A 24,595-nucleotide genomic window follows, 5' to 3' on the forward strand; every position below is an offset into this window, starting at 1 on the left:
TTACGTGAGAGTAGCGGGTGTGAATCCGCTAGGGAAGACGGCTTCCCGTACTAAACGACCATTTCAGGTCGCGCTTCAATATAGGGTTTGATAGTTGATTCGATTCGATCGCGATACTTTTCTAGTTTGGGAGATAGCGGCACATCAAGTTTGTAGTTCATAAACCGATCGCAACTTATTTTAAATTCAAAACAAAACTTTGCAAGGCGGGCATTTGCCCGCCCAACAAATCATTAAGCGCCGACAGATTCCTTCGCTGCGTACAGCACCTCAACGGTAATCTTATCAATCCCCCGATCGCGCGCGAACTTCTCAGTATTTCGCTTCACCTTACCCCGCACAAAACCGGGGATTTTGTTCAATTCAGCCTGTCCATCCTTCGTCCAACCCATATCAGAATCAGCCGAAATCCCCTTAGTAATCACTTCCTTGGTATCGTGGCCGCCGAAGATTTCCAGCAAGTGGTCTTCCATTCCCAAAGTGAAGGAATTGTACACCAAATCTACGCACTGATTCGTCCCTTCATAACCCAAAAATGGCTTGTAGCCGATCGGGAAATTTTGGACGTGAATCGGTGCAGCAATTACGCCGCAGGGAATATCCAACCGCTTACCGACGTGGCGTTCCATTTGTGTACCGAAAATTGCCGAAGGTTCTGCTTTGGCGATCGCATCCCCGATCGCCCCGTGATCCTCCGTCACCAGCACTTCATCACAATACCCTTTTACCTCTTCCCGGAACCAGTCAGCATCGTGTTTGCAGTAGGTTCCAGCCCACACAACGTGGATTCCCATCTCGCGAGCCAAAATCTTCGTCATCGCCGCTGCGTGCGTATTATCGCCAAATACGACGGCTTTTTTGCCGGTTAAGTTTTGGCAGTCGATCGACCGCGAAAACCAAGCAGCCTGCGACACAAACCGCGTTTGTTGGTCAATGAAATTTTCGTAATCAACATCCGCACCTTGAGCGTTCAAAACTTGCTGAATCTTGCGGATACAGCGCGCAGTTTCTACCACACCCATCGGCGTAATATCCACCATCGGCGTGCCGAATTCTTTTTGCAAATACTCTCCGGACATCATTCCCAATTCCCGATAAGGCACTAGGTTAAACCAAGCGCGCGGCAATCTTTTTAAGTTGTGAACCGAAGCACCTTCGGGAATAACTTCGTTGACTTCTATTCCCAAATCTGCCATCAAACGCTTCAACTCGGTGCAGTCGTGCTGGTTGTGGAAACCCAGCGTAGACATACCGATGATGTTGACAGATGGTTTTTCGCTTTTGGCTTCTACTAAATCGCCTTTTTTGCGGGCTTTGTTGATGTAAAATTGGACGATTTGATCCAAAGTGCGATCGGCAGCTTGCAGTTCGTTGACGCGGTAATGGTTGACATCCGCCAGCATTACATCGCCTTTCGCATCCAATTGAGCTCGGTTAACAAAGTTTTCCAAGTCTTCTTGCAGAATGCTGGAGGTGCAAGTCGGGGTGAGCACGATTAAATCTGGGTGTTCTTCTCTGTCTTTGCGGGTGATATTGTCCACCACCCGTTCCTGCGAGCCCCGCGCCAGTACGTGTCTGTCAACGACGCTGGTAGTTACCGGGGTGAAGTCCCGTTCCCTCTCCAGCATGGAACGCATGACGTTGAAGTAGTCGTCTCCAATCGGTGCGTGCATGATCGCATGGACGTTTTTGAAGGAAGTTGCAACGCGCAAAGTGCCGATGTGGGCTGGCCCTGCGTACATCCAATAAGCCAATTTCATAGGTATTTTTCCTGTGCTGGTTGAGGTTTGCCCGATCGGGCGATTACTGCTAAATTTTAAGGTTGTTTCTGATTTTCTCACCAGATGAATCCTTTAGAAATAGTAACTTTCTGAGGATTTACAGATTTGGCAAATGCTCAAACGCTTTTGCTGCTTGGGATTTGACTTGCAATTCCCACAACTTTACCTTTGTTTTATGGCAATAATTCTTAATTTATTGTCAAGTTTCGTTAAGAAATCTGCAAATTTTATCAACGTAGGATACCCCTGGCGCAACTTACACCTAGATTGCTGCCAGAATTTTCGCAAAAATATATGTATTGACTTTTTAGCCAACTTAGGATAAACTATTAATTAATCGACTATTTTCCCGGCATCAAAAGTTGCAAAGCGGGGGAGATATTGACGTAAAATCAATCCTTGACAAATCCCATGAAACTATCCAAAATAGACTTGAGCAACGTATTAGCAGTAGGTCACTCTAACGGCCAGCTAGGACTGTTAATCGATCGGGGATCGGAAGTAGAGTTTATCGAAATTGTCGCTCCCGAAGCTGCAATGCAAGGGCTGCAAATGGTTGATTGCATCGCGAATACAGATTCAACCGAACTCAGTGCTGGTATAGAATTAAAAGAAATTGCTTCAAGCCCAGAACCAATTGCGATGATGTCGGTAGATTCCGAAATGGCTAGATCGATCGGATACGACGAAGAGGAGCAAGTTTTGCAAATAGAATTTAGCAGCGGGTCAGTCTATCAATACAGCGATGTGGAACCCCAAATGTGGGAATCTCTGCAAGATGCTGATTCTACAGGCAAATTTTTTAACTCCGAGATTAAAGGTTATTATTCGAGCCGGCGCGTTGATGACTAGCGTGTAGTTAGGAGTCGCACCTTTGGGCGGTTTGATTGAGGTGTGAGGCCTTCATTCCAGCAATCTCCTAAAAGCTGAGATTGTTTTTTTTCTCAGCCGTGCGATCGAGCCTCACAGTAAATCCTTGCACAAATCCTGTATTTGTGCTTTTCTTTACGTAACTGCTGAGGTGACGAAAGCCCGAGGGCGCTTTTGTCACCTCAGCAGTTCTTTGCTGTCAAGGCGTGTCTTCCCACACATCCCAAAAGATATCTCTTGAGCGATAATGAAGAATAACATAGGATTTACGAAAAGAAACCCGGTTTATACGAAAAAATCTTGGGTTGGTCAACGACTAGCAACGAAGAAACCCGGTTTCTAGCCCGCCGCGCGTAAGTCCTGTAACATTGACCAAGCACACCTAATTTGAGAGAACCCAACTATGATGGCAATTCCCGGCGTTGCAGTTCTCGCTCTCATTTATGAAAGCAGCACTTCCCTAGTTTACCGCGGCCGCAACGAGCAGGACAACCAACCTGTTATTATCAAACTTATCAAAGAAGAATATCCGACTCCTGAAGAACTGAATAGATACAAGCGCGAATATGAGATTACTGCCAACTTAAACCTGCTGGACGGAGTTGTTAAAGTTTACAAGTTGCAGCAGGTGAGAAATAGTCTGGCAATGATATTAGAAGATTTTGGGGGCGAATCTTTAAAAATCTTTATCGCTACCCAAAAATTTACCACTTTAGGATTTTTGACTACTGCAATCAAAGTTGCTGAAACTTTGGGAGAAATTCACGGCAAAAATGTAATTCATAAAGATATAAACCCCTCTAATATAGTTTTTAATCCAGCAACAGGACAAGTTAAGCTCATAGATTTTAGCATCTCCAGTTCATCAAATTCGGAAAACGTTCCGAATAAAAATTCAAATTTTTTAGAAGGCACTTTAGCCTATATGTCGCCAGAACAAACCGGCAGAATGAACCGGGTAATCGACTACCGCACGGACTTTTATTCCCTCGGCGTCACCTTCTATGAAACCCTGGCAGGACAGCTCCCTTTTACCACTACCGATCCGATGGAGTTAGTTCACTGTCACATCGCCAAACAGCCAGTACCTCTGGCTGAAGTTGCCCCAGAAATTCCTCAAGCTGTTTCAGATATTGTGATGAAATTGTTAGCAAAAACCGCTGAGGAGCGCTATCAAAGCGCTTGGGGACTCAAAGCCGATTTGGAATCCTGTCTGTTTCAGTTGCAAACATCTGGGGTTATTTCCGAGTTTGCTCTCGGCAGCCAAGATATTTCCGACAAATTTCAAATCCCTCAAAAACTTTACGGCAGACAGCGAGAAGTTGACACTCTTTTAGCGGCATTTGAACGGGTAGCAGCAACAAATAATCGAGCCTACCGCATCGAACAGTCCCACATTTCTGTAATCAAAAAAGACAGTACATCGAAAAAAGAAAGTCCCCTGTCAGTGCTCGCGAGAGGACAGCATAAATCCCGCAGCGAGATGATGCTGATTGCTGGTTATTCCGGCATTGGCAAATCTGCAATGGTAAAGATATTAGACAAACCTATTAACCGCAGGCGCGGCTATTTTATTTGGGGAAAATTTGACCAGTACAAGCGGACTATTCCTTACTCTGCCGTTGTCAGCGCTTTTTCGGAATTGGTGCGGCAACTGTTAACTGAAAGCGAAGCTCAATTAGCCGTTTGGCGCGAAAAACTCCGCACTTCCTTCGGTCAAAACGGGCAAATTATTATCGATGTAATTCCCGAAGTTGAACTAATTGTCGGGGCTCAGTCTCCTGTAGCTGAATTGGGGCCGACGGAATCTCTGAACCGCTTTAATTTAGTCTTTCAAAATTTCATTCGCGTATTTTGCCAGCCCGAACATCCGCTGGTAATTTTTCTCGACGATTTGCAGTGGGCTGATTCTGCTACTCTCAAGCTGATCGAATTGATGATGACAGATGAAGCTACGCAATATCTGTTTTTAATTGGCGCTTATCGGGATAATGAAGTCAGTCCCACTCATCCTTTAATGATGACTGTCGAGACGCTGCGAAATCACGAAGCCATCGTTAATCAAATTGCTTTGTCGCCGCTGGGGGTGGACAACATAACTCATTTGATTGCCGAGACTTTGCACAGCGATCGAGAATCTGTCAAACCGTTAGCTGAACTGGTGGTCAACAAAACAGACGGCAATCCTTTTTTTGTAAATCAATTCTTGCAAACATTGTATCAGGAAAACCTGCTAGTTTTTCACCCGCCGCAGTCGGGGAGCAAGGGCGGCTGGCATTGGGATATGACTGAAATTGAGCAGTGCGCTATCACTGACAATGTAGTAGATTTGATGGTGCAAAAATTGAGAAAACTGCCGAGTTCAACGCAGCAGGTTTTGCGTTTGGTAGCTTGTTTGGGCAACGAATTTGACTTAAATACTCTTTCTCTAATTAATGAAAAAGAAGCGTCGGAAACTTTTTCTCACCTGTTGCCGGCGATTAAGTCGGGACTGATCCTGCCAACTTCGGAATTGGAAAGTAAGTCATTAGATTACGTGCTGTTTCCGCTATTAATTCTCAATTATAAATTTTTGCACGATCGCGTACAGCAAGCAGCTTACGCTCTGATCGACGACTCGCAAAAAAAGGCAGTTCACCTGAAAATAGGCAGGCAAATCCTAGAAAACACTCCGGCTCAATATCGAGCTGACAGAATCTTTGAATTAGTCGATCACTTGAATGTAGCTCGATCGCTAATTAAAGACGATCGAGAATTAATTGAACTGGCAACGCTGAATTTAGACGCGGCCCGCAGAGCCAAAGATGCCACTGCTTATGTTGCCGCCTTGCAGTATTTGACCGCAGGCATGGACGGTTTGACCGCCGATATTTGGGATTCCCACTACGATTTAGCCTTTGCCTTGCACATGGAGCGGGCAAATGTTGAGTATTTAAACGGTTTTTTTGAGAACTCAGAAGAATTTATCAACATAACTTTGGAAAAAGCGCGATCGCCCTTAGAAAAGGTAGAAATTTACAACCTGCTGATCGTGCAGTACACCCTCCGGGCGAAGTACGAGGAAGCCGTTAAAGCCGGAATCAAAGCTTTGAACTTGCTGGGAATTGACTTGCCGCTAGACGGGCTGCAAAAAGTCATATCGGAAGAATTTGCAGCAGCCACAAACTTTTTAGCAGGTAGAGAAATAGCTTCCCTGATTGATGCCCCCGAAATGACTGTACCCGAAAAAAAAGTTGCAGTCAAATTAATTACAAACTTGCTCACATCGGCGTACCTCAAAAATCCCGACTTGTGGAAAGTCAGCGTTTTAAAAGGAGTCAATCTTTCTCTACAATACGGTTTAGTACCCGAAGCCTCTCTTTGCTATGCTGGCTACGGTATGTTCTTAAACGCAGTTTCGGGAGATTACAAAGCTGCGTATCAATTCGGCTTGCTCTCGCTGAATCTCAGCGAAAAATCTGGCAATATCGGCTTGAAGTGCAGAGCTTGTTCATCCCTGGTCAGTATTTTTTATTACTGGTTCAACCACATCAAAGATTCCCACGCGATCAGCAATGAAGGATATCAAGCAGCTTTAGAATCAGGAGATTTAGAGTATGCGGGTTATATCCTGTCCAACCGCATAGCTAACTCATTTTTTCAAGGTAAAGAAATCTCGCAAATTCTGGCCGACACGAGCAGGTATTTACAGTTCAGCCAAAAAACCAAAAATCAGCTCGTAACCGATATATTATTAGGGGTAGACTTAATTCTACGCAACTTGAGCAAACTCACTCCTGAAAAGTTTGTATTTGAAAGCGAAGATATCAGCGAAGCTGAATACGTACACAACTGTCAAGCTCATCAAAATTTGTACTCGCTGTGCCTTTATCAGATTCGCAAATGCCAGGTAATGTACTTGTACGGCAACTTCAACGAAGCCCTGCAACTAGCTTTGGAAGTAGAAAAACAGCTATCTTTTATTACCGGAGCGATACCAGCTACCGAATGGAATTTTTTCTTTTCTCTAGTTTTAGCTGCCGTTTTTCCAAATGTTTCAGAAGACAAGCAAAAGCAATACTTGGAAAAGTTAGAGGCCAATCAAAAACAGATGAAAATTTGGTCAGACAACTGTGCCGAGAATTTTCTGCACAAGTACCTTTTAGTACAAGCAGAAATAGCCAGAATTTCCAAGAAAGACTCAGAAGCTGTAGAATTGTATGACCTCTCCATAACTTTCGCTCAAGACAATGAGTTTGTCCAAAATGAAGCGCTGGCTAACGAACTAGCCGCCAAGTTTTGGTTGAGTAAAGGCAAATATCAATATGCCAAAATCCACTTGCGCGAAGCTCACTCGTGCTACTTGCGCTGGGGTGCAGTCCGCAAAGTTGAAGATTTAGAAGAGAAGTATCCGCAGTTGCGGGAAATGACGCCGCTCAACGGAAGTTTTAACAACAATCCAACTACAACAACTATTCATACTTCTACTGGAAGCGATGCGAGAGTGCTGGATTTAGCAACTGTAATGAAAGCATCTCTGGCGATTTCCAGCGAAATTGTTCTCGACAAATTGCTGGCTTCTTTGATGAGGATATCCCTGGAAAACGCGGGTGCACAATCGGGATTTTTAATTTTGCTGAGAGATGGAAAACTGTTAATTTCAGCTAAAGCGTCAGTAGTTGCTGAAGATGTAGCGGTGCTGCAATTTACGCCTGTGGAAGAATGTCAAGATTTACCTGTTACCGTGATTAATTATGTGGAAAGGACTCGCTCGGACTTGGTGTTGAGCAATGCGGCGGCTGAAGGGCGATTTACTGCCGATCCTTACGTCGCAAAACACCAGCTCAAATCTCTTTTGTGTACGCCGATTATCAATCAAGGCAAACTAATTGGGATTCTTTATTTAGAAAATAATTTAACGCTCGGGGCGTTTACTGCCCACAGATTGGAAGTTTTAAGGCTGCTTTCTTCCCAAGTTGCTATTTCTTTGGACAATGCTCTGCTTTACAACTCGGTGGAGCAGAAAGTGCAAGAGCGGACGCAGGAATTAAATGAAAAGAACGAGCGTTTAGAACAAACTTTGCGCGAACTAAAACTAACTCAAGCTCAATTAATTCAAACGGAAAAAATGTCGAGTTTGGGGCAAATGGTGGCTGGTGTAGCTCACGAAATTAATAATCCTGTAAGCTTCATCTACGGAAATCTCAATCCGGCTAGCGAATACGTTAAAGACTTGCTGAAATTGATTGAACTGTATCAGCAGCACTATCCAGAACCTGCTGATGAAATCATAGAGGAAATAGAAACAATCGAACTGGAATTTTTGATCGAAGATTTGCAAAAGCTGCTGGATTCTATGAAAGTGGGAGCGGAAAGAATCCGGGATATTGTGCTAAGCTTGCGGAATTTCTCGCGCCTCGACGAAGCGCAAATGAAGTCGGTAGATATTCATGAAGGCATCGACAGTACGGTAATGCTTCTGCAACCGCGCTTGAGGAAAGAGGGCGGGCGTTTGGGGATTGAGGTGGTTAAAAAGTACGCTAAACTGCCGCTGATTACTTGTTATGCGTCGCAGTTAAATCAGGTATTTATGAATATTTTGACAAATGCGATCGATGCTCTCCTCATAGCAAGAGATTGCCCGGAAAACTCTCAGAACCAGCCTGCTATTACAATTTCTACGGAGGTGACAGACAGGAATTCTGCTAGAATTAGAATTGCTGACAACGGCCCTGGGATGAGCACTGAAGTGCTGCACAAGATATTCGATCCGTTTTTTACAACTAAGCCAGTGGGTTCGGGAACTGGTTTGGGATTGTCTATTTCGCACTCGATTGTGGTTAGTTCTCACGGTGGGAATTTGACTTGCGTTTCTGCACCGGGAGAGGGTTCAGAGTTTGTTATTGAAATTCCGATCGCCCCCAGGCAAGTTTTGTAAGGAAATAAAGAAAAATGGCGAATATAAGGCGAATATAGGGCGAATTATAGGGCGAATAGAATTCGCTTCTACACAAACCAAGTCCGCCTTCGCGGACTAAGAAAAGTGCACTTGGCGGTATAAATCTGCGATCGCAATTTCTACATTCACCGATTCAAGTTGCAAAGAATCGCCCAAACCATACTCCGACAGCACCCATTGCCCCTGTTGATTGCGTCGAAACAACTCTACTCCCGGCTGTTCAACTTGCACCAAGACATACTCTTGTAAGGTTAAAAATTGGCGGTATTTAGCAAATTTGGTGCCGCGATCCACTGCTTCTGTGGAAGGTGATAAAACTTCGACAATCAAGCATGGAAATTGCACCAATTGCGGATCGTTATCGCGATCGTCGCAAGTTACCACAACATCAGGATAAAAATACTTTCGCCCTGGTTCCACTTGCACTTTTACATCCGCCATGTACATCTCGCAAGGGCGATCGACAAGGGCATCATCCAGTAGTTTTGAGAAGTTGAAGGTAATTCGACTGTGATTGCGGGTTCCGCCGGTCATGGCGACTACTTCGCCATCCCAATACTCGTAGCGTTCTTCTTGGGTGGATTCCCAAGCCAGATATTCCTCTGCGGTCATCAATGTGCGATCGGGTAAGGCAACCATAATGCGATCGGGAATGAAGTCTGTTTTTATAATAGCTCGAAGATGGCGATCGCCCTTTAATTAAACTCAGTTTTGCTAAGATGTAATAAATAAGCTAAAAAGCAAGCAGGCAGCCATGACAGCCACCCTGATTCAAACCCCACAACCGGGAGTTGTGCTGAAAAATATTAGTTGGCAGACTTACGAATCTTTGGTAAACGAGTTAGCCCAACATCGGGGAATTCGTTTGACTTACGATCGAGGTACTTTAGAAATTATGACTCCATCAGATCCACATGAAGGTAACAAACAAATCTTAGGACGTTTTGTAGAAACAGTAACCGAAGAATTAAATGTAGAAATTCGCAGCTTGGGTTCGAGAACTTGCAAGCGAGAGGATTTGGCTTGCGGATTAGAACCGGATCAGTGCTACTATATCGAGAATGAGCGACTTATTCGAGCTGTAAATCAAATTGACTTAAATGAAGATCCGCCACCTGATTTAGTAATCGAGATTGACATTACTAACATTTCTATCAACCGCCTGGAATTGTATGCGAGTTTGGGCGTGCCAGAGGTTTGGCGTTATGACGGTTCGCGTTTAATATTCTATCAGTTAGAAGGTCAGGAATATGTAGAACTGGAGGTTTCTCCTCACTTTCCTTTTTTGTCGCCATCTGAGATTATGGGATTTTTGGAAATGCAAAAAGATGTGGAGGAAACGTCGATGATTCGAGGGTTTAGGCAGTGGGTGAGGAGTAAAATTCAGTCAGGGGAATGAAAGGGCAATCGCTTTTAATTATTGCAGGTAAATTAATAGATCGATCGCCCTAACTGCAAAATCACACCGCTAACTTTTGCTTGCGCTTGCGCCAAGTACCGATCGCACCAACTCCTAACAATGTCGCCAATATCGAAGAAGGTTCCGGTACTGCTTCAGTCTCTCCGATCAGAGCCATAGCGTCATTGTTGCATTCAAGAATTAAAGTAGCAACATAACTGTCAACCGGTACCAAAGATTTATCAAACTTAAACCCAATAGTTTGGCTGCCGCGCGCTGGAAGTGCACCGAAAGCTAACCCGGCAGCCGCCAACTCTGCATCGTTAACCATCGTAATGTCGCCAACTTTCTTACCTGATGCAATTACATTGGGAATGTGAGTTTCAGGTCGATAATAACTTGCTTCATTGGTGTAGGGACTGTAATAAGGATCGTTCCAGGCTAAATCGCCCATTTGAGCCTCCAACCCAGTCTTCTGATGCAACCCATTGGCGTGATTGTGGAGATTCCACCAACCGGCATTTTCTGTAACAACGCTGGTGGCATTCACGCCACTGTAAACACCTGTTCCGGGTATTTTTGAATCATTATTGGGAGCAAAGCGAATACCAAATAAGCTATTAGTTTCGTTGGCAGCTTTATAGTTTTCCTTACCAGAGAAATCAAAGAACAAATCCCCCCAACCAATATTGCTATTGCTAACTGGCATATCCTCAAGGTAAGGCCCAGTATTGATTCCCGTTAAAGGCATATTCGCACTAATAGCCACCCAAATAGTATTGGCCGCTAAATCGTCTTTGACAGCCATACCGTAGATTTCATATTCGCTGCCTCCAAGACTGTCGTAGCTGGGGTCAATCGCATAATTCCAACCCAAATTTAAAGTTCCAGCAACAGCCGTTTGTTTGGCAGTAGCTGCGAAGAAAATTGTTGCTGTAGCAGCACCGAAAAGAATTGCTTTTTTGAAGATATTCATGGTAAATGCCCTCTCAAGTATACAGATAACTATCAGCTCAACAGAGAATGGAAGCGGGAAAGTCTGGTCAACCAGATTAGAAAGAGCAATGGGCGAGCCCTTCTCAATCCCACGCAGTTAACCGCCAACTCGCCAATGCCCGATCGCAAGTGTTCACTTATCTATCAGAGCTCTGTCTGACTTTTTATGCAGAGCGCGAGTTTTTGTAATGAAATTTAACAAATGATCTTTAGTTTGTGCCAGCATAACCAGATTCCTTATTAATTGAGCTAAGAATGCGATCGCTCTTCGTTATTCCACAATTTGCTTCCCACATTTCTAATATCTCAGATATAAATTGGCTTTAAGTCTCAGTTTTACTCATCTTTTTAGCTCAGTTTGACTCACTAAATGGCTCACTGATTTTCTTACTGAACCAAACTGAGCTAAAATTTTGATGGGGAAACCGTTGGGGGTAATAGTTAGCATGGCTAATACGCTGAGGGCATCACAACAGGGGCTAGACCAGGTTGAGAAAGCTATACACGCAAAAAAGCGCTGGAAGAGAAACAGTATCACGTGGCAGCAGGCTGCCGATACTTCTGAAGCGACACTGAAGCGGTTTTGGAGGAAAATACCTATTAAACGACAGTCCTTTATCAGAATTTGTGAAGCTGTAGGTGTTAACTGGAAAGAAGTTGCTGAACCCAGCGAAATTCAGGAAATAGAGTTACCTGTGGTATCTGTTGCAAGCACAACACCTTCACTGGAAGACCAAATTAACGTATTACCACTACAACCAACTGACGGTTACAGCAAAAACCAGCGTGGGGTATGGATTCCCAATTTACGATGCCGAAAGGTGTGGGGAAGAGAGAGTTTCAGCGAAGAAGTGTTACACCGGCTAAACGACCCGCAAGAAGCACCTATCCTCTCTCTATGCGGTAGTGCGGGGTACGGCAAGACAGAAGTAGCCTGTAAAGTTGCTATGGCAGCAGTGCGTAACAATCTCTTTGCTGATGTGCTATGGGTCAAAGCAAGAGACACCGAATTTTTAGATGGTAAAATCAGCCAGTCAGAACGAGATGAGGCGCTTAGTTGGAATCAGTTACTTCAAGAGATTGCCCATCAACTAGATGGCTGTTCGGTAAAGCGAGTTCACCAGCGCATTAAAGAAGAAAAGAGGCTGATTGTGCTAGACAATGCTGAAACCGCACAACTTGAGGAGATATTACCCAAACTTAATGAAATGCTTAACCCTAGTCGAGTATTACTAACCAGTCGCTTCCAAACCAATGCTTCTTATGTTGGACTGATTAATATTCCGCCCTTGGAAGAGAACTGCTCTTACCAGTTGTTGCAAGATGAAGCTAAATACAAAAATGTACCTGCACTACAGCAAGCAAACACAGATCGACTTCAACAAGTCTATCATTTATCTTGCGGTGCTCCGCTTGCATTACATTTCATCGTTGGGCGTGTCTTGGACGATGGGACATTGGAGCCAGTGTTGTCGGCACTAGAACAAGCTAGCGGAGATGTTGAAAAAATTTACGAGTTTTCCCTAAAGACAGCTTGGCAGCGAATTAGCGATGTAACTAAGAACGTACTCCGTTACATGGGGGACTCTGATGCAGGTGTGACTTGGGAGGAATTGTCTGGTGCTAGACAGGTACAGGAATCAGACTGGAGCATAACGCGGCGCGAACTGAGGCGATGGTATTTGATTGAAGACGAAACAGATGCCAAAGGTAAACTGCGATATAACTTGCATCCTTGGGTAAGACGCAGCCTGCGAGGAGGATTGGTAGATAAGTGGCAACTGTCACTTCAGGAATGGCAACAGATCGCAAAATGGAAGTACGATATTGACTAATCCAGACAATTAAAGGGAAAGGTAATTATGGCTATAGATTTAACATTACAAGAAGAGAGAGCCAATCTGTTTAGTGATTTGAGCTGGTTCGCCCAGATGTGTTTATCACAAAATAGTGAAAGTGAGGATTCATTCAAATTACTATTTAAGGTGTGGGAAAAAGTCAGTGAAAAACTCTGGTTTGAATGTTACTGGAACGATTATTTTCGCTGTGGCAATATCGTTCTTAAAGCTGCTAGACAGATAAATGATGTCAAGGTTCAAGCACAGTTATTAGGTGAACTAGGCTACGCTTACATGGAAAGCGAAGATTTTGTCCAGGCTCAGCAATGTTTCCAGGAATCGCTACAGAAGTATCAATTGCTTAAAGAATTTTCAAAAGAATGTAAGTTGCTACGCTATTTGGGAAATTTAGCAAATCAGCAAAAGCAGTATGAAATGGCTTTAGAGCATTATCATCAAGCTGGGCAAATTTTGAAGACCAAACGCAGTCAAATACCTATTGACGTTCAATTGGCTCTTCATGAAGCAGAGTTACCAAATGTTATTGGATGCGTGTATCTTGAGTTAAGAGATTTTTCGGCGAGTTATCAGCAGTTTAATCTATCTCTAAAAAACTATCAAATTTTGCTAGAAGATTATCCTAATATGAGAATTCGATATCGCTACTATCAAGCCGATCCACTAATGAATTTGGGAAAATGGCACTTTCTAGAAGGAGATTATCAGAAAGCTAGACGTTACTATAAAGACTGCCTCCTACTCAGTAAAGAAATTAGTCGCAATGATACAAGGGCTACTGTACTATTAAGTTTAGCTGAGTTAGCAGAGGTAGAGGGCAACAAGGAAGAGGCTATAAAACTAGCAACTGAATCTGAGCGTGTTGCTGGTACTGAAATTACCTCTGTACGGGAGCGAGCTGCTATTTTCAAGGAAAAATTGCTGTCAAAGACAATCTTTTGACCCTGGAATACTGAGACTATACCGGATTTACTCTATTTCTCAATATATCAGAAATTAGATTTACCTACTTAACCAAAGCCTGCCGCTGAGCCTCCAACAATTCTTGAATCCCAGTTTCTGCCAAATCCAAAATTTGATTTAACTGACTCCGGCTGAAACTTCCTTCCTCCGCAGTTCCCTGAACTTCGATGATATTCAAATCTCCATTCATTACCACATTACAATCAATTTCCGCCGCTACATCTTCCACATAATTCAAATCTAAAAACGGCTCGCCTTCCAAAAGTCCCACAGACACGGCCGCCACTTGACGAATAATGGGCGATCGCTCTAACTCACCTTTTTGCACCAACTTGTTCAAAGCATCAGCCACAGCCACAAACCCGCCAGTAATTGAAGTCGTGCGAGTCCCCGCGTCCGCTTGCAAAACATCCGCATCCACAAGTATGGTGCGTTCTCCCAATAGTTGCATATCCAAGCACGATCGCAAACTGCGTCCAATCAACCGCTGAATCTCTTGAGTGCGTCCCGATAATTTCATAAATTCCCGCTCTTGACGCTGCGGTGTAGATCCCGGTAACATTCGGTACTCCGCAGTCAGCCAACCTTGTCCGGTATTCTCCAAAAATCTCGGAACTCCAGGCTTGATTGTAACGCTGCAAAGTACCTGAGTATCGCCACTTTTTGCGAGCACGGAACCGCTAGCAAATTTGGTAAACTCTCGATCGAAACTAATCGGACGAAGTTGATTTGGTTGTCGGCCGTCGGCACGTTTTATAGACATAAGTTATTTGTTATTTGTTATTTGTTATTTGTTATTTGTTATTTGTTATTCGTGATTCGTGATTCGTTATTTGTTATTGGTAACAATCAACTGCCAACTGCCAACTGCCAACTGACTACTGCCAACTGCCAACTACCAACTGCCAACTGACTACTGACTACTGACAATTTTTAGAATATCCTGCTGCACTTGTTCTGGAGATCGATCGCCGTTGACAGTTAACAGCTTCTTGCGATAGTCGTAATAATCCAAAATCGGGATAGTTTGCTCGTGGTATAAATCGAGCCGGCGCTGCAAAATTTCTGGACTATCGTCCGATCGATCCCGTTCGATCGATCGACTCAACAACACCTCAGTCGGAACTTTCAACCAAATCGCCCAATCTAGCTCTTGTGCCAAATCGTCTAATAAAAAATCCAACTCTTCAGCTTGAGGGGCCGTTCGCGGATAGCCCTCCAACACCCAGCCATTAAAGACATCCCACAGCAGCAATCGGCGACGAAAGAATTGAATTATAGTTGTGTCGGGAACTAATTCCCCTCTTTCGACATAAGACACCGCTAACTTGCCCAAATCAGTTTCATCTGCGATCGCCTCCCGCAGAATGTCCCCCACAGCCAGCAAAGGAATGCTCAAATTGCTGCACAGTTGCTGTGCCTGAGTTCCCTTTCCTGCTCCCGGCCCTCCCAAAATCACCAATCTCACTGTGTCTTGCTCCTAGCGCCGCGACATTCAAAGTTTACCTGTTCTTGAGATCGATCGGGCAAAATAGCTGCGATCGCCACTACAGCTAGCTTTAGACAATTTGTATATCTAGCGTTCGATCGGATGTGCGATCGGCCCAGTACACTATATATTGTTAAGCAGGCTCCATCCCTGTCAAGGTCGGAGCTGCACTCAAGACTTAGTTGCTGATTAAATATTGCCCTATGGTTGCTCAGTTACAAACCCCTAAACTCAATTTAACCCACAGCTTGCCCTACACTGTTGAAGGGCTGGTGCAAGTCTTTACAGGCCCCCACCGCTGCTTTTTTACCAGTGTCATGGCTCAGGCCCTCAGAATTGCAGGACAGGGAGCTCCGGTGCTGGCCGTGCAGTTCCTCAAAGGGGGAATCAATCAAGGACACCAGCATCCAATGCGGCTGGGGCAAAATTTAGATTGGGTGCGGTGCGATTTGCCACGCTGCATTGAGAATGCCGATTTAGATGAGCTGGAGACGCGAGCGATCGAACAATTGTGGCAGTACGTTCAAAATACGGTGCGCGAAGGCCGTTACGCCTTAGTTATTCTCGATGAATTGAGTTTAGCGGTGAATTTAGGCTTGATTCCCGAAGCAGAAGTGATGGCATTGATTGACAGCAAGCCACATCATTTGGATCTGATTTTTACCGGGCCATCCATGCCGCAAAGAATTTTGGATGTTGCCGACCAAATTACTGAAATTCGCCGGAGTCAAGGACAATGATTCAAGTTGCGATCGCCCGTTTGGCGGTCGCAATTTTTATGTAAATTTTCATGTAAAAAAAGAGGCGATCGCTTAACTCACGCGAGCGATCGCACGATTATCAATTTAGCAGCGAGATCACGCTGGAACTACCGGATCGAAAACAACAGTCAATCGGTCAGCCGGAACCATCCGCTTGAGAATTTGCAAGTGACCGTCTGCATCAGACCAACTGCGAAACTGACCCACAACCACCTTTTCCACATTCGGAAGCGAGCGAACTACAGTCCACGGCTTGAGACGTTTTTCTTGCAACATAGTAAATATATCTCCTTGGTAAATTGGAGCCAAAGCCAGTCAACAATGCAAGGACTGGGGCAAGGACTGGCTTTTGACTTTGTAAACTTGCCCTTCTCTAAAAACATAGCACAAAAAAATGGTTTGTGATTATATCTTATTTTCCGCTTTTTTTCTACCTAATTTATACCTAACATATGATTAAACTCAAAACTTGTTAACTCTTTAATTCGCAACTCAAAACTATTTAATGACTAACACTTCGACTTCGCTTGGGGTACAGCTTGACTAATAACTTCTCTCGAATGCCGAATGACGAATGCCGAATGACGAATGCTTACAAATCTCGCCGCGACAGCAGAAACCACACCCCGCCCAAACCCAAAACACCGCACAAAACCCCGCCTTCCCACCCAAAAACAGTCCCCCCCGGCAAATGTCCAGGCTTTGCCTTAGAAGTAAAATTCAGTTCAGAATAGTATACCCACTCATTGTTAACCCGCCACCCCACTCGATCGCCAAACTTCTCCCAAACAGTAGCATCATAAACACCAGCCTTTCCCCCCGACTTTACCCACAAACCCTTTTGCACAGAAAAGCCGAACCTGCGGTGACTGTGCCGAACCCAAAGTCGATCGATAGTCTCCAAATCCTTAGCAGGAAACTTCCTAATATCTTCCTCGCTCAAATAACCCCGTGAAACCTGCTGCATCACCTCCAGCATTTTCACAGAAGTTTCCTCATCAGCCCCCCGCCAATTTTTAGCAGCCAGCAGCCTTTCCAACCCAGAATAATCAATACCTTTTTCCGACTCTAAGTTCGCAGAAACTAGCGGATTCTCAGTCACAGGTTGAGTCGGTACAGAAAAACTAAGAACAGTTGCCTGCTGCCAGTTTTCCGTCGCTGGGACAACAACAATAGGAGGTTTGAGAACCTCCAAAACTTCCACAGCAGACTTGTAGCGGTCTTTGACATATTCCTGAATCAACTTATCCAAAATCTGACCTAAATCCTGGTCGATCTTTGTTCCTTTCGGCAACGCCTCCCTCCAAAGCCAGCGACCTTCAAGCGGGTCGTAAAGGTCATCGTGAATGTCCCCGTAGATATCCAAATAAGGCATAACAGAAGTCAGCAAGCGAATGCAAGTAACCCCCAAACTGTAAAGGTCGCTAGCAGGAACAGCCCTACCGTGACGCTGTTCTAGAGCCGCATAACCGGGAGTTCCCAACTTCGTTCCAGTTTTGGTCGGAGCCTCAGCCACTACCTGTTTGGAAACCCCAAAATCTATCAGCACCAACTTGCGATCGCGATTGCGGCGGATCACATTCTCAGGCTTAATATCCCGGTGAATAACATTGCGCTCGTGAACAAAATTCAGCAAAGGCAACAAATCTAACAGCAGTTCCCTAGTTTTAATTTCGCTATAAGCACCGTACTTTTCTAACTCATCCTTTAAATTATTGCCATCAATAAACTCTTGCACCAAATACAAGCGCCCATCTTCCTCAAAATAAGAAATCAACTGAGGAATTTGCGGGTGTTTCAGTTCGTAAAGCCGTCGGGCTTCTTGTTCAAACAGCCGGACGTACTTTTTAAAATGAGCGGGCTTCCGCTGAAACTCCTGCGGCGGCGACAACTGTTTGATCACGCACAATTCCTCAAATTTTCCATGATTGACAGCTCGGAAAGTCCTGCCAAATCCTCCGTCGCGCAGCGGCTCAGTTGCTGCATAAAGGTCTTTTAGGAGCAGCTTTGAACCACAATTAAGACAATACTTTGTGCCTGGTGGGTTCTGACGCTTGTCTCTTGGGCAATCGAGATTAAGGCAGTATGTCATATATTAAAAAAATGCGAACAAAATTATACTGAGGGTGTCATTTTATTCAAGAGTCCGATCGCGAGCTGGTTGTTGAGGCGAGACCCCGAACCTTACGGAGGTGGCAGCCACCCTCCCGTTCTGAGGAGGCGCTCTCGCGCTCTGAGCCCCTGAGCAAGTATAACGCTCAAGAGGGTTTGACCTCAAACTCGAAGCCCAAATCTAACCTTAAACTCACCGAAGGCGCAATACATTTGATTTAGGGGTCAAATAGCCAGCAGATAGAACAAAAATAGTAATTTATTACCTGCCAAGTTAGCTCTGCAACGCCAAAAAAAAACTTAGGATTCCGCCTGAGATATAATTTTATTGCCAGAGAGAAGCAGACTAACGGGAGCTGCGGCTGCCAAAAGCAGTGCGATCGACATTAATATTTTACCTGTATAATTTTTAACCGAACACTGCCAAATCAACAATCAAAAACTCCCAACTTTCGGCACGTTAAAATCAATACTAGCTTGCTCGATCGCAATCCGAGCGCGACCCGACAAGCAGCCTGTTTTCGCTGTTTCCTTTTTTCAGCTATTACCAGTTACATTTATTTCGATCTGTCTACTTAATTAAGAACTGCCAGTGACACCAAAACTACAGCCCTCTAAAACTCCAAACTCCGCCAAAAAATCACCCAAAGTACCCTGGTTCGAGCGGTTCATGGCACTGGTCGCCCTCGGAAATTTCAGCCTAGTATTATTTGACATAAGTTACGTATCTTGGCGAGATTTCTACTTTCGGCAACTGCCAATTATCACCCAAGTATACGACCCATTTAAAGGAATTCAACCCCACCGAGACACCCAGAAATATCTAAAAACCTTAGAAGAATTAAAAATTCAAGTAGTGCAAACAGGCTTGCCCTCTCCCCAAGTAGCAGCAAAATTGCAGGAAATAAACAATCTAACCGCGAAAATGATCGACGAAGATCCGTTTCGAGTCGCATCAAAAAGCGGTAGCCTAGAAAAAATTAAAGACCGAATGCGCGATCGCATCCCGAATCCGCAAGACTCCGCCAAACAATCATTCCAAACATTCTGGAGCCCTGACTATTTAAACAAACAAGGCTGGCAACAAGAAATCAATTGGTTTGACGCCAAAATCAAGCCGTTAATCGCCATTAACTATTACCGCACGATCGGAGAAAACGGCGAATTTACCGACAACTTCTGGCAAATCGACCTGCCATTTATTGCCATATTCGCGATCGAATTTCTAGCCCGCACCTACTTCATCAGCCGCCGCCACCGCAGCGTCACTTGGCGAGCAGCCATGCTCTGGCGGTGGTACGACATCTTCCTGTTCCTCCCATTCTGGCGGCTGTTGCGAGTATTACCCGTCACAATTCGCATCCACCAAGCCAAAATGCCGGATCTGCAACCCATACGCACCCAAATCAGCCGAGGTTTCGTCGCCAACTTCGCCCAAGAATTGACCGAAGTAGTTGTAATTCAACTCATCAACCAGATGCAACAATCAGTTACCACAGGCGAACTAGCTCGTCAACTATTTCAATCCCCAAAACAGCGATATTTAGACATTAATAATATCAACGAAATAGAAGCGATCGCCACCCATCTAGTCCAGATAACCGTTTACAAAGTCCTCCCCCAACTCCAACCAGACCTAGAAGCCCTCCTCCGGTACAATATAGAGATATTTCTCAAACAATCCCCCCTCTATCAAGGATGGAAGCAAGTACCCGGACTGGGAAACCTCCCCGCACAGCTAGCAGAGCAATTAGTTGCAGAACTCTCCAAATTAGTCACTCTCGGCCCCCAAGATGCCTACGAAGCCTTTAAAATCGCCAGCGAAGACCCCGTAGGTACCAAACTCTCAAGTCAGCTAGTCCAACATTTCGGGCAAGCTTTAGGAGCCGAACTCCAACAGCAGCAAACCTGGAAAGAAATACAACTGCTGCTGTGCGACTTTCTAGAAGAGTTCAAAATCAACTACATCCAGCGGTTGAGCGAAGAAGACTTCGAGAAAATTTTAGAGCAAGCTAAAGAATTGCAACGCATAGCCCCGCGTTAGATGGTGAAGTAACCTCAGTTCACTCAGAAACAGTTGCTTAACTTTGAATAATTGGTATTGCACCAGTGGATATTCCTCGATTGAAATTTCAATTTTACGGACGCTGTAACACTTTAATTCTCGAATCCCTTGTAATTCCGGCTAATAGTTTGCCATCAGGACTGACAACCAAATGACTCATTTGTTCTGGCTGTCCATCCAGAACTGCTTCTAGTTCGGCTGTTTGCAGATTCCATACTGTCAGTCCCTGCGGGGTAATACCAATTAGAAAATTACTGCTGAGGGTCATATTAAATATTCTAAATATCTCACGGGAAAAGCCTTTTTTTGCCTTAATTTTTCCTGTTCTTAAATCTGATACTTCCACATCGAAAGATCTTTTTCCTGTTTTTTTGATACAAACCAGTGTCTGTCCATCTAAACTGATGCGTGCTCTGTCTGAAGAAGGGCTAAAAAAATTTTGGAGGACTTGTTGCTGGTTTGTTGTTACATCCCACGCTACAAGTTTACTACTCGGTAAAGTAAAAAGTACAGTTTTGCCATCTGGACTAATGTCATCAAAATGGGTATAGGGCAATGTTGCTTTTTGCTTACCCGTTGCGATATCCCAGACTTTGATTTCACGATCTATACCGTCAGCGACACTAATAACAGTCTTTCCATCAGAGGCTATATGAACATGAAGAACACTGCCAGAGTGACCTCTGAGTATCTGAGGAGGTCGATCTGAGGTAATATCCCAGATGCGAACTATGCGATCGCCACTACCAGTGACAACAGTTTTACCATCAGGAGCGATCGCCAGAGCATTAATTGCACCTGAATCACTCCGTAGAGTTTTTTTCAACTTTCCTGTGTGCAGTTCCCAGACTTTAATTGTTTTATCTCGATCCCCACTGACTAGAGTTTGGCCGTCCGCACCAATCGCAATGGCAGAGGCCCTAGGATTCCCCTCTAGGGTACGAAGGAGTGAAAAATTGCAATAGGGAGACTCGACTGCATCATGGGAACAGTACATCCGTCTGTATTGAACAAAAGGGAAAACTTCCCAAGGATCATTTCCAAGAAGAATTACAGTGATGGCTACCGGAATCCATAAGGCTTTGCGTTTCCAGTTCCCGGACTTTAAAATTTTCATCATAAAATTCGGTAGAAACCCCGTCCTGCAAGGACGGCTTTAATTTAACTTTACTCCTTCTCTCCAAATTCTTCCCCTCTCTCTCCAGAAATCGCCGAACTCCGAAGGCGGTTTGTCACCGAGCGGGCGATCGAGCTAAACTGGGAATTGAGATAAACTGCGATCGAACTCAAAGCTTGCACCTCTGTCATGAACAGGCTGTCCGGCCTGTTCCACAAAGAGTGAATCTTCTTGTGGGGTGGGCCCCAGATCCCGCCCCTGAAAAACTTTTTGACAATAGTGCAAAATGTGATATCGGAGGAAATTCTCAAACTTCTTGGAAAAAATTGTTTTACCTAGGAGTGGGTCAAGCCCACTTTTTTTGTTGCATTAGTCACAGGAAAAGAGCTCTGGGCATCAGATTTGCAAGTTTAGGACTTATCCAAGCCAGTGTTCGAGTTCAGGAGTTTTAACTTAAGTATTCGATATGACTCATCCCCTAATCCCACAAATCATTGACTTAGCTACCCCCGTTGCGGAAACACTGGGATTGGAAGTAGTGGGAGCAGTGTTTCACACCAACCAAAATCCTCCCGTCTTGCGGGTAGACATCCGCAACCTCCAGCAAGACACCGGTTTAGCCGACTGCCAGCGGATGAGTACAGCCCTGGAAGCCGAGTTAGACACAGCCGAAATCATCCCCGATGCTTACGTGCTAGAGATTTCCAGTCCCGGCATATCCCGCTTGCTCAGCAGCGATCGAGAATTCATTACCTTTAAAGGTTTCCCCGTCACAGTCAAAGCCACCGAACCGGACTCGCGAATCAAAGAGTGGAAAGGACTACTGGTCGGCCGGGATGAAACAACGGTTTATCTCAATCAAAAAGGGCGACAGGTTAAAATTCCCCGCTCTCAAATTGCCAAAGTTGAACTAGACGAAGGAACAAAGGAAAGGTAAAGGGAAATTTTGAGATTTGAGATTTGAGATTTGAGATTTGAGTTTTGAGATTGCCTCGCAGTAAGCTAAAAACGCTTCGCTGCGAGTTAATTTTTAAGAATCAGATATGTAGCAGCGGGTTGAATGGGAACACAAAATAAATTGTGACAGCACCCAGCTTCCTTAATCTTATCCCGTAACTCATAAATCATCAACTATCGCTTTTTCTCAAAAACTACCAATTACCAATTACCGATTACCAGTTAAGTATTGTCAAAACAAAAAAGGAGTGTTTTATATGTCAATGGTTCCCCTGCCCGGACTAAAAGAAATGGTCGAAGGTATTAGCAAAGAGCGAAACTTACCCAAACACGCCGTCCAAGCAGCCTTGCGAGAAGCCCTACTCAAAGGATACGAACGCTACCGCCGCACCCAAAAACTAGATCACTTCAGCGAAGAATACTTCGACAACTTTGATGTAGAGCTCGATGCAGAACAAGAAGGTTTCCGCGTTTTAGCCAACAAAACTATTGTCGAAGAAGTCATCAATCCCGATCACGAAATCTCACTTTCCGAAGTGCAAGAAGTAGCCACCGAAGCTCAACCGGGCAGTATCGTGCTCGTAGATGTAACACCAAATCAAAAAGAATTTGGTCGCATGGCGGCCATCCAGACCAAACAAGTTCTCGCTCAAAAACTGCGCGACCAACAGCGCAAAATGATTCAAGAAGAGTTTAAAGATTTAGAAGAAACCGTTCTTCAAGCCAGAGTGCTCAGGTTTGAGAGGCAGTCGGTAATTTTAGCAGTCACCAGCAGTTTCGGTCAGCCCGAAGTAGATGCCGAACTCCCCAAACGCGAACAGTTGCCCAATGACAATTACCGCGCCAACGCTACATTCAAGGTTTATCTCAAAAAAGTAGGCGAAGGCTCAACTCGTGGGCCGCAGTTACTTGTTTCTAGAGCAGATGCAGGTTTGGTGGTTTACCTGTTTGCTAACGAAGTACCAGAAATAGAAGACGGAGTGGTGAGGATTGTCGCCGTAGCTAGGGAGGCAAATCCGCCCTCCCGGCACGTCGGTCCCCGGACTAAAATAGCAGTTGATACTCTCGATCGCGACGTAGACCCCGTAGGAGCCTGCATCGGAGCGCGGGGATCGCGGATTCAGGTAGTAGTCAACGAATTGCGCGGCGAAAAAATCGACGTGATCCGCTGGTCTCCAGACCCCGCAACTTATATTGCGAACGCTCTGAGTCCAGCTAGAGTAGATGAAGTGCGTTTGGTTGCCCCAGAAGGCAGGCGGGCTCATATTTTGGTGGCTGAAGACCAACTGAGTCTCGCCATTGGCAAAGAAGGTCAGAACGTCCGCCTCGCAGCCCGCCTGACTGGTTGGAAAATCGATATCAAAGATATTGCTAAGTACGATCGCGACGCCGAAGACACCAAATTGGCAGCAGAAGCAACCAGGCTCGAAGAACTAGCAGGCGACTACTACGAAGACGACGAAGCATCAGGCAAGGGCGGCGACGAGGAAACCGCAGAATATGAGGAAGAGGAGGCAGCCACTACTGAGGAAACCGAAGCCCCAGTCTAAAAACTGCGACATTCACTCTTATTTTTCCGATCGGGAGACAAGGAGGACTTGTCCCCTACTCCCCCTCTCCCCCTCTCCCCCTCTCACAAGAAATGAAACCGAACTACCGGTGCTGTGCAAGTTGTCGAAAAATAGCTCCTAAGGAAGCTTTTTGGCGAGTAGTCAGGCTCTATCCTTCTCATCAGGTACAATTAGATCGTGGCATGGGCCGTTCTGCTTACCTTTGTCGGGAAGCCGAATGCCTCAAAGCAGCTCAGAAAAAAAATCGACTTGGGCGATCGCTCAAAGCGCCTGTGTCTGACGAACTGTACCAAACACTTTGGCAGCGTTTAGCCACATCTGACTTTACATCTGACTGTGGCCGGGCCGGGCGAAAAACCGACAATAGTTCGGCCTCGACTGTATAAACCCTCGCGGGCAGCCCTACCGCTAATTACCGGTAGCGCCAGCTCTAAAACCCCAATCCGATCGGCCCACCAGTCTGGAAAGATTTGTGTCAGATTAGATAAGGGTAGGGTACTAGCAGAGGTATCCTCAAGGTGGAAAGGCAAACTTTGAAGCTTGAGAGAGTGGCTGTTGCCAAAATTCAGACTTCAGAGTTCCCGCGTTCCCAAAAAGACTTGAGAATTCTCCAACCGCAGACTTCAGCAAGTTGCATCTTTTAGATAAAATTGCTGAGCGAGTACCAAAACCCCGATTCCTGACACTGAATCAATCACAGCGAATGATGTCGTCATTAGA

Annotated in this window: 19 protein-coding genes; 10 read left to right on the forward strand and 9 right to left on the reverse strand. The window is 45.0% G+C overall.

Features of this window, described 5'->3' with window-relative positions:
• Positions 1-233: 233 nt before the first annotated feature.
• Complete coding sequence (gene bchB / locus QUA02_RS17195) at positions 234-1,760, reverse strand: ferredoxin:protochlorophyllide reductase (ATP-dependent) subunit B (RefSeq protein ID WP_333029398.1); 1,527 nt, start codon at positions 1,758-1,760, stop codon at positions 234-236.
• Positions 1,761-2,192: 432 nt separating this feature from the next.
• On the opposite strand from bchB, the gene QUA02_RS17200 reads away from it, so the two are divergent.
• Together QUA02_RS17200 and QUA02_RS17205 are read left to right on the forward strand one after the other, a co-directional pair.
• The gene (locus QUA02_RS17200) at positions 2,193-2,633 is read left to right on the forward strand and encodes a KTSC domain-containing protein (protein WP_333029399.1); all 441 of its coding nucleotides are present in this window, start codon (positions 2,193-2,195) and stop codon (positions 2,631-2,633) included.
• Positions 2,634-3,054: 421 nt separating this feature from the next.
• Positions 3,055-8,568, forward strand: a complete 5,514-nt coding sequence (locus QUA02_RS17205; RefSeq protein WP_333029400.1) for a trifunctional serine/threonine-protein kinase/ATP-binding protein/sensor histidine kinase — start codon at positions 3,055-3,057, stop codon at positions 8,566-8,568.
• A 96-nt stretch (positions 8,569-8,664) separates the two neighbouring features.
• Here the strand turns inward: QUA02_RS17205 and QUA02_RS17210 are convergent, their stop codons facing one another.
• The gene (locus QUA02_RS17210; RefSeq protein ID WP_333029401.1) at positions 8,665-9,228 is read right to left on the reverse strand and encodes a Uma2 family endonuclease; all 564 of its coding nucleotides are present in this window, start codon (positions 9,226-9,228) and stop codon (positions 8,665-8,667) included.
• Positions 9,229-9,343: 115 nt separating this feature from the next.
• On the opposite strand from QUA02_RS17210, the gene QUA02_RS17215 reads away from it, so the two are divergent.
• Positions 9,344-9,988 (forward strand): Uma2 family endonuclease, encoded by a 645-nt coding sequence (locus QUA02_RS17215; RefSeq protein ID WP_333029402.1) that lies wholly within the window; start codon positions 9,344-9,346, stop codon positions 9,986-9,988.
• A gap of 61 nt (positions 9,989-10,049) precedes the next feature.
• Here the strand turns inward: QUA02_RS17215 and QUA02_RS17220 are convergent, their stop codons facing one another.
• Positions 10,050-10,964 carry a PEP-CTERM sorting domain-containing protein gene (locus QUA02_RS17220; RefSeq protein WP_333029403.1) on the reverse strand — a complete coding sequence of 305 codons (915 nt, stop codon included), beginning with the start codon at positions 10,962-10,964 and terminating at the stop codon, positions 10,050-10,052.
• Between the two features lie 436 nt (positions 10,965-11,400).
• Here QUA02_RS17220 and QUA02_RS17225 point away from each other — a divergent pair, with 436 nt between their 5' ends.
• Both QUA02_RS17225 and QUA02_RS17230 read left to right on the forward strand, forming a co-directional pair.
• Positions 11,401-12,819: an NB-ARC domain-containing protein gene (locus QUA02_RS17225; RefSeq protein WP_333029445.1), complete on the forward strand. Its 1,419-nt coding sequence runs from the start codon at positions 11,401-11,403 to the stop codon at positions 12,817-12,819.
• Between the two features lie 27 nt (positions 12,820-12,846).
• Positions 12,847-13,782 (forward strand): tetratricopeptide repeat protein, encoded by a 936-nt coding sequence (locus QUA02_RS17230; protein ID WP_333029404.1) that lies wholly within the window; start codon positions 12,847-12,849, stop codon positions 13,780-13,782.
• A 64-nt stretch (positions 13,783-13,846) separates the two neighbouring features.
• On the opposite strand, the gene rph is transcribed toward QUA02_RS17230, so the two are convergent.
• Both rph and QUA02_RS17240 read right to left on the reverse strand, forming a co-directional pair.
• Positions 13,847-14,566: a ribonuclease PH gene (gene rph / locus QUA02_RS17235; protein WP_333029405.1), complete on the reverse strand. Its 720-nt coding sequence runs from the start codon at positions 14,564-14,566 to the stop codon at positions 13,847-13,849.
• A gap of 150 nt (positions 14,567-14,716) precedes the next feature.
• Positions 14,717-15,271 (reverse strand): adenylate kinase family protein, encoded by a 555-nt coding sequence (locus QUA02_RS17240; RefSeq protein WP_333029406.1) that lies wholly within the window; start codon positions 15,269-15,271, stop codon positions 14,717-14,719.
• Between the two features lie 224 nt (positions 15,272-15,495).
• Between QUA02_RS17240 and QUA02_RS17245 the strand changes: the two genes are divergently transcribed.
• The gene (locus QUA02_RS17245; protein ID WP_333029407.1) at positions 15,496-16,032 is read left to right on the forward strand and encodes a P-loop NTPase family protein; all 537 of its coding nucleotides are present in this window, start codon (positions 15,496-15,498) and stop codon (positions 16,030-16,032) included.
• A gap of 117 nt (positions 16,033-16,149) precedes the next feature.
• Here QUA02_RS17245 and QUA02_RS17250 read toward each other — a convergent pair whose 3' ends face one another.
• Together QUA02_RS17250 and QUA02_RS17255 are read right to left on the reverse strand one after the other, a co-directional pair.
• Complete coding sequence (locus QUA02_RS17250; protein WP_293148649.1) at positions 16,150-16,329, reverse strand: hypothetical protein; 180 nt, start codon at positions 16,327-16,329, stop codon at positions 16,150-16,152.
• A gap of 316 nt (positions 16,330-16,645) precedes the next feature.
• A complete protein-coding gene (locus tag QUA02_RS17255) occupies positions 16,646-18,145 on the reverse strand; it encodes a GUN4 domain-containing protein (protein WP_333029408.1) in 1,500 nt (499 codons plus the stop codon).
• Between the two features lie 612 nt (positions 18,146-18,757).
• Here QUA02_RS17255 and QUA02_RS17260 point away from each other — a divergent pair.
• A complete protein-coding gene (locus QUA02_RS17260; RefSeq protein ID WP_333029409.1) occupies positions 18,758-20,209 on the forward strand; it encodes a hypothetical protein in 1,452 nt (483 codons plus the stop codon).
• 94 nt (positions 20,210-20,303) lie between these two features.
• Here QUA02_RS17260 and QUA02_RS17265 read toward each other — a convergent pair whose 3' ends face one another.
• Both QUA02_RS17265 and QUA02_RS17270 read right to left on the reverse strand, forming a co-directional pair.
• Complete coding sequence (locus QUA02_RS17265) at positions 20,304-21,350, reverse strand: WD40 repeat domain-containing protein (protein WP_333029410.1); 1,047 nt, start codon at positions 21,348-21,350, stop codon at positions 20,304-20,306.
• Positions 21,351-21,397: 47 nt separating this feature from the next.
• Entirely contained in the window at positions 21,398-21,538 is a 141-nt protein-coding gene (locus QUA02_RS17270) for a hypothetical protein (RefSeq protein WP_333029411.1), read from the reverse strand.
• A 275-nt stretch (positions 21,539-21,813) separates the two neighbouring features.
• Here QUA02_RS17270 and rimP point away from each other — a divergent pair, with 275 nt between their 5' ends.
• The 3 genes from rimP (at position 21,814) to QUA02_RS17285 (ending at position 24,261) form a co-directional block, all read left to right on the forward strand.
• Positions 21,814-22,284: a ribosome maturation factor RimP gene (rimP, locus tag QUA02_RS17275; protein ID WP_333029412.1), complete on the forward strand. Its 471-nt coding sequence runs from the start codon at positions 21,814-21,816 to the stop codon at positions 22,282-22,284.
• 277 nt (positions 22,285-22,561) lie between these two features.
• Positions 22,562-23,854, forward strand: coding sequence for a transcription termination factor NusA (gene nusA, locus QUA02_RS17280; RefSeq protein ID WP_333029413.1), 1,293 nt, complete (start codon positions 22,562-22,564; stop codon positions 23,852-23,854).
• 92 nt (positions 23,855-23,946) lie between these two features.
• Complete coding sequence (locus QUA02_RS17285; protein ID WP_333029414.1) at positions 23,947-24,261, forward strand: YlxR family protein; 315 nt, start codon at positions 23,947-23,949, stop codon at positions 24,259-24,261.
• Positions 24,262-24,595 lie beyond the last annotated feature (334 nt).

The sequence above is a fragment of the Microcoleus pseudofavosus SVA1_A4 genome, assembly GCF_036700565.1.
Taxonomy (GTDB): Bacteria; Cyanobacteriota; Cyanobacteriia; order Cyanobacteriales; family Microcoleaceae; genus Microcoleus.

Coding starts and splice junctions, on each gene's coding strand:
- QUA02_RS17230 (WP_333029404.1), top strand. CDS start 12,847: ATGGCTATAGATTTAACATTACAAGAAGAGAGAGCCAATCTGTTTAGT.
- QUA02_RS17285 (WP_333029414.1), top strand. CDS start 23,947: ATGAAACCGAACTACCGGTGCTGTGCAAGTTGTCGAAAAATAGCTCCT.
- QUA02_RS17225 (WP_333029445.1), top strand. CDS start 11,401: ATGGGGAAACCGTTGGGGGTAATAGTTAGCATGGCTAATACGCTGAGG.
- QUA02_RS17245 (WP_333029407.1), top strand. CDS start 15,496: ATGGTTGCTCAGTTACAAACCCCTAAACTCAATTTAACCCACAGCTTG.
- QUA02_RS17200 (WP_333029399.1), top strand. CDS start 2,193: ATGAAACTATCCAAAATAGACTTGAGCAACGTATTAGCAGTAGGTCAC.
- QUA02_RS17220 (WP_333029403.1), bottom strand. CDS start 10,964: ATGAATATCTTCAAAAAAGCAATTCTTTTCGGTGCTGCTACAGCAACA.
- QUA02_RS17215 (WP_333029402.1), top strand. CDS start 9,344: ATGACAGCCACCCTGATTCAAACCCCACAACCGGGAGTTGTGCTGAAA.
- QUA02_RS17255 (WP_333029408.1), bottom strand. CDS start 18,145: ATGACATACTGCCTTAATCTCGATTGCCCAAGAGACAAGCGTCAGAAC.
- QUA02_RS17250 (WP_293148649.1), bottom strand. CDS start 16,329: ATGTTGCAAGAAAAACGTCTCAAGCCGTGGACTGTAGTTCGCTCGCTT.
- QUA02_RS17270 (WP_333029411.1), bottom strand. CDS start 21,538: ATGACAGAGGTGCAAGCTTTGAGTTCGATCGCAGTTTATCTCAATTCC.
- rimP (WP_333029412.1), top strand. CDS start 21,814: ATGACTCATCCCCTAATCCCACAAATCATTGACTTAGCTACCCCCGTT.
- rph (WP_333029405.1), bottom strand. CDS start 14,566: ATGTCTATAAAACGTGCCGACGGCCGACAACCAAATCAACTTCGTCCG.
- QUA02_RS17265 (WP_333029410.1), bottom strand. CDS start 21,350: ATGATGAAAATTTTAAAGTCCGGGAACTGGAAACGCAAAGCCTTATGG.
- QUA02_RS17210 (WP_333029401.1), bottom strand. CDS start 9,228: ATGGTTGCCTTACCCGATCGCACATTGATGACCGCAGAGGAATATCTG.
- QUA02_RS17205 (WP_333029400.1), top strand. CDS start 3,055: ATGATGGCAATTCCCGGCGTTGCAGTTCTCGCTCTCATTTATGAAAGC.
- nusA (WP_333029413.1), top strand. CDS start 22,562: ATGTCAATGGTTCCCCTGCCCGGACTAAAAGAAATGGTCGAAGGTATT.
- bchB (WP_333029398.1), bottom strand. CDS start 1,760: ATGAAATTGGCTTATTGGATGTACGCAGGGCCAGCCCACATCGGCACT.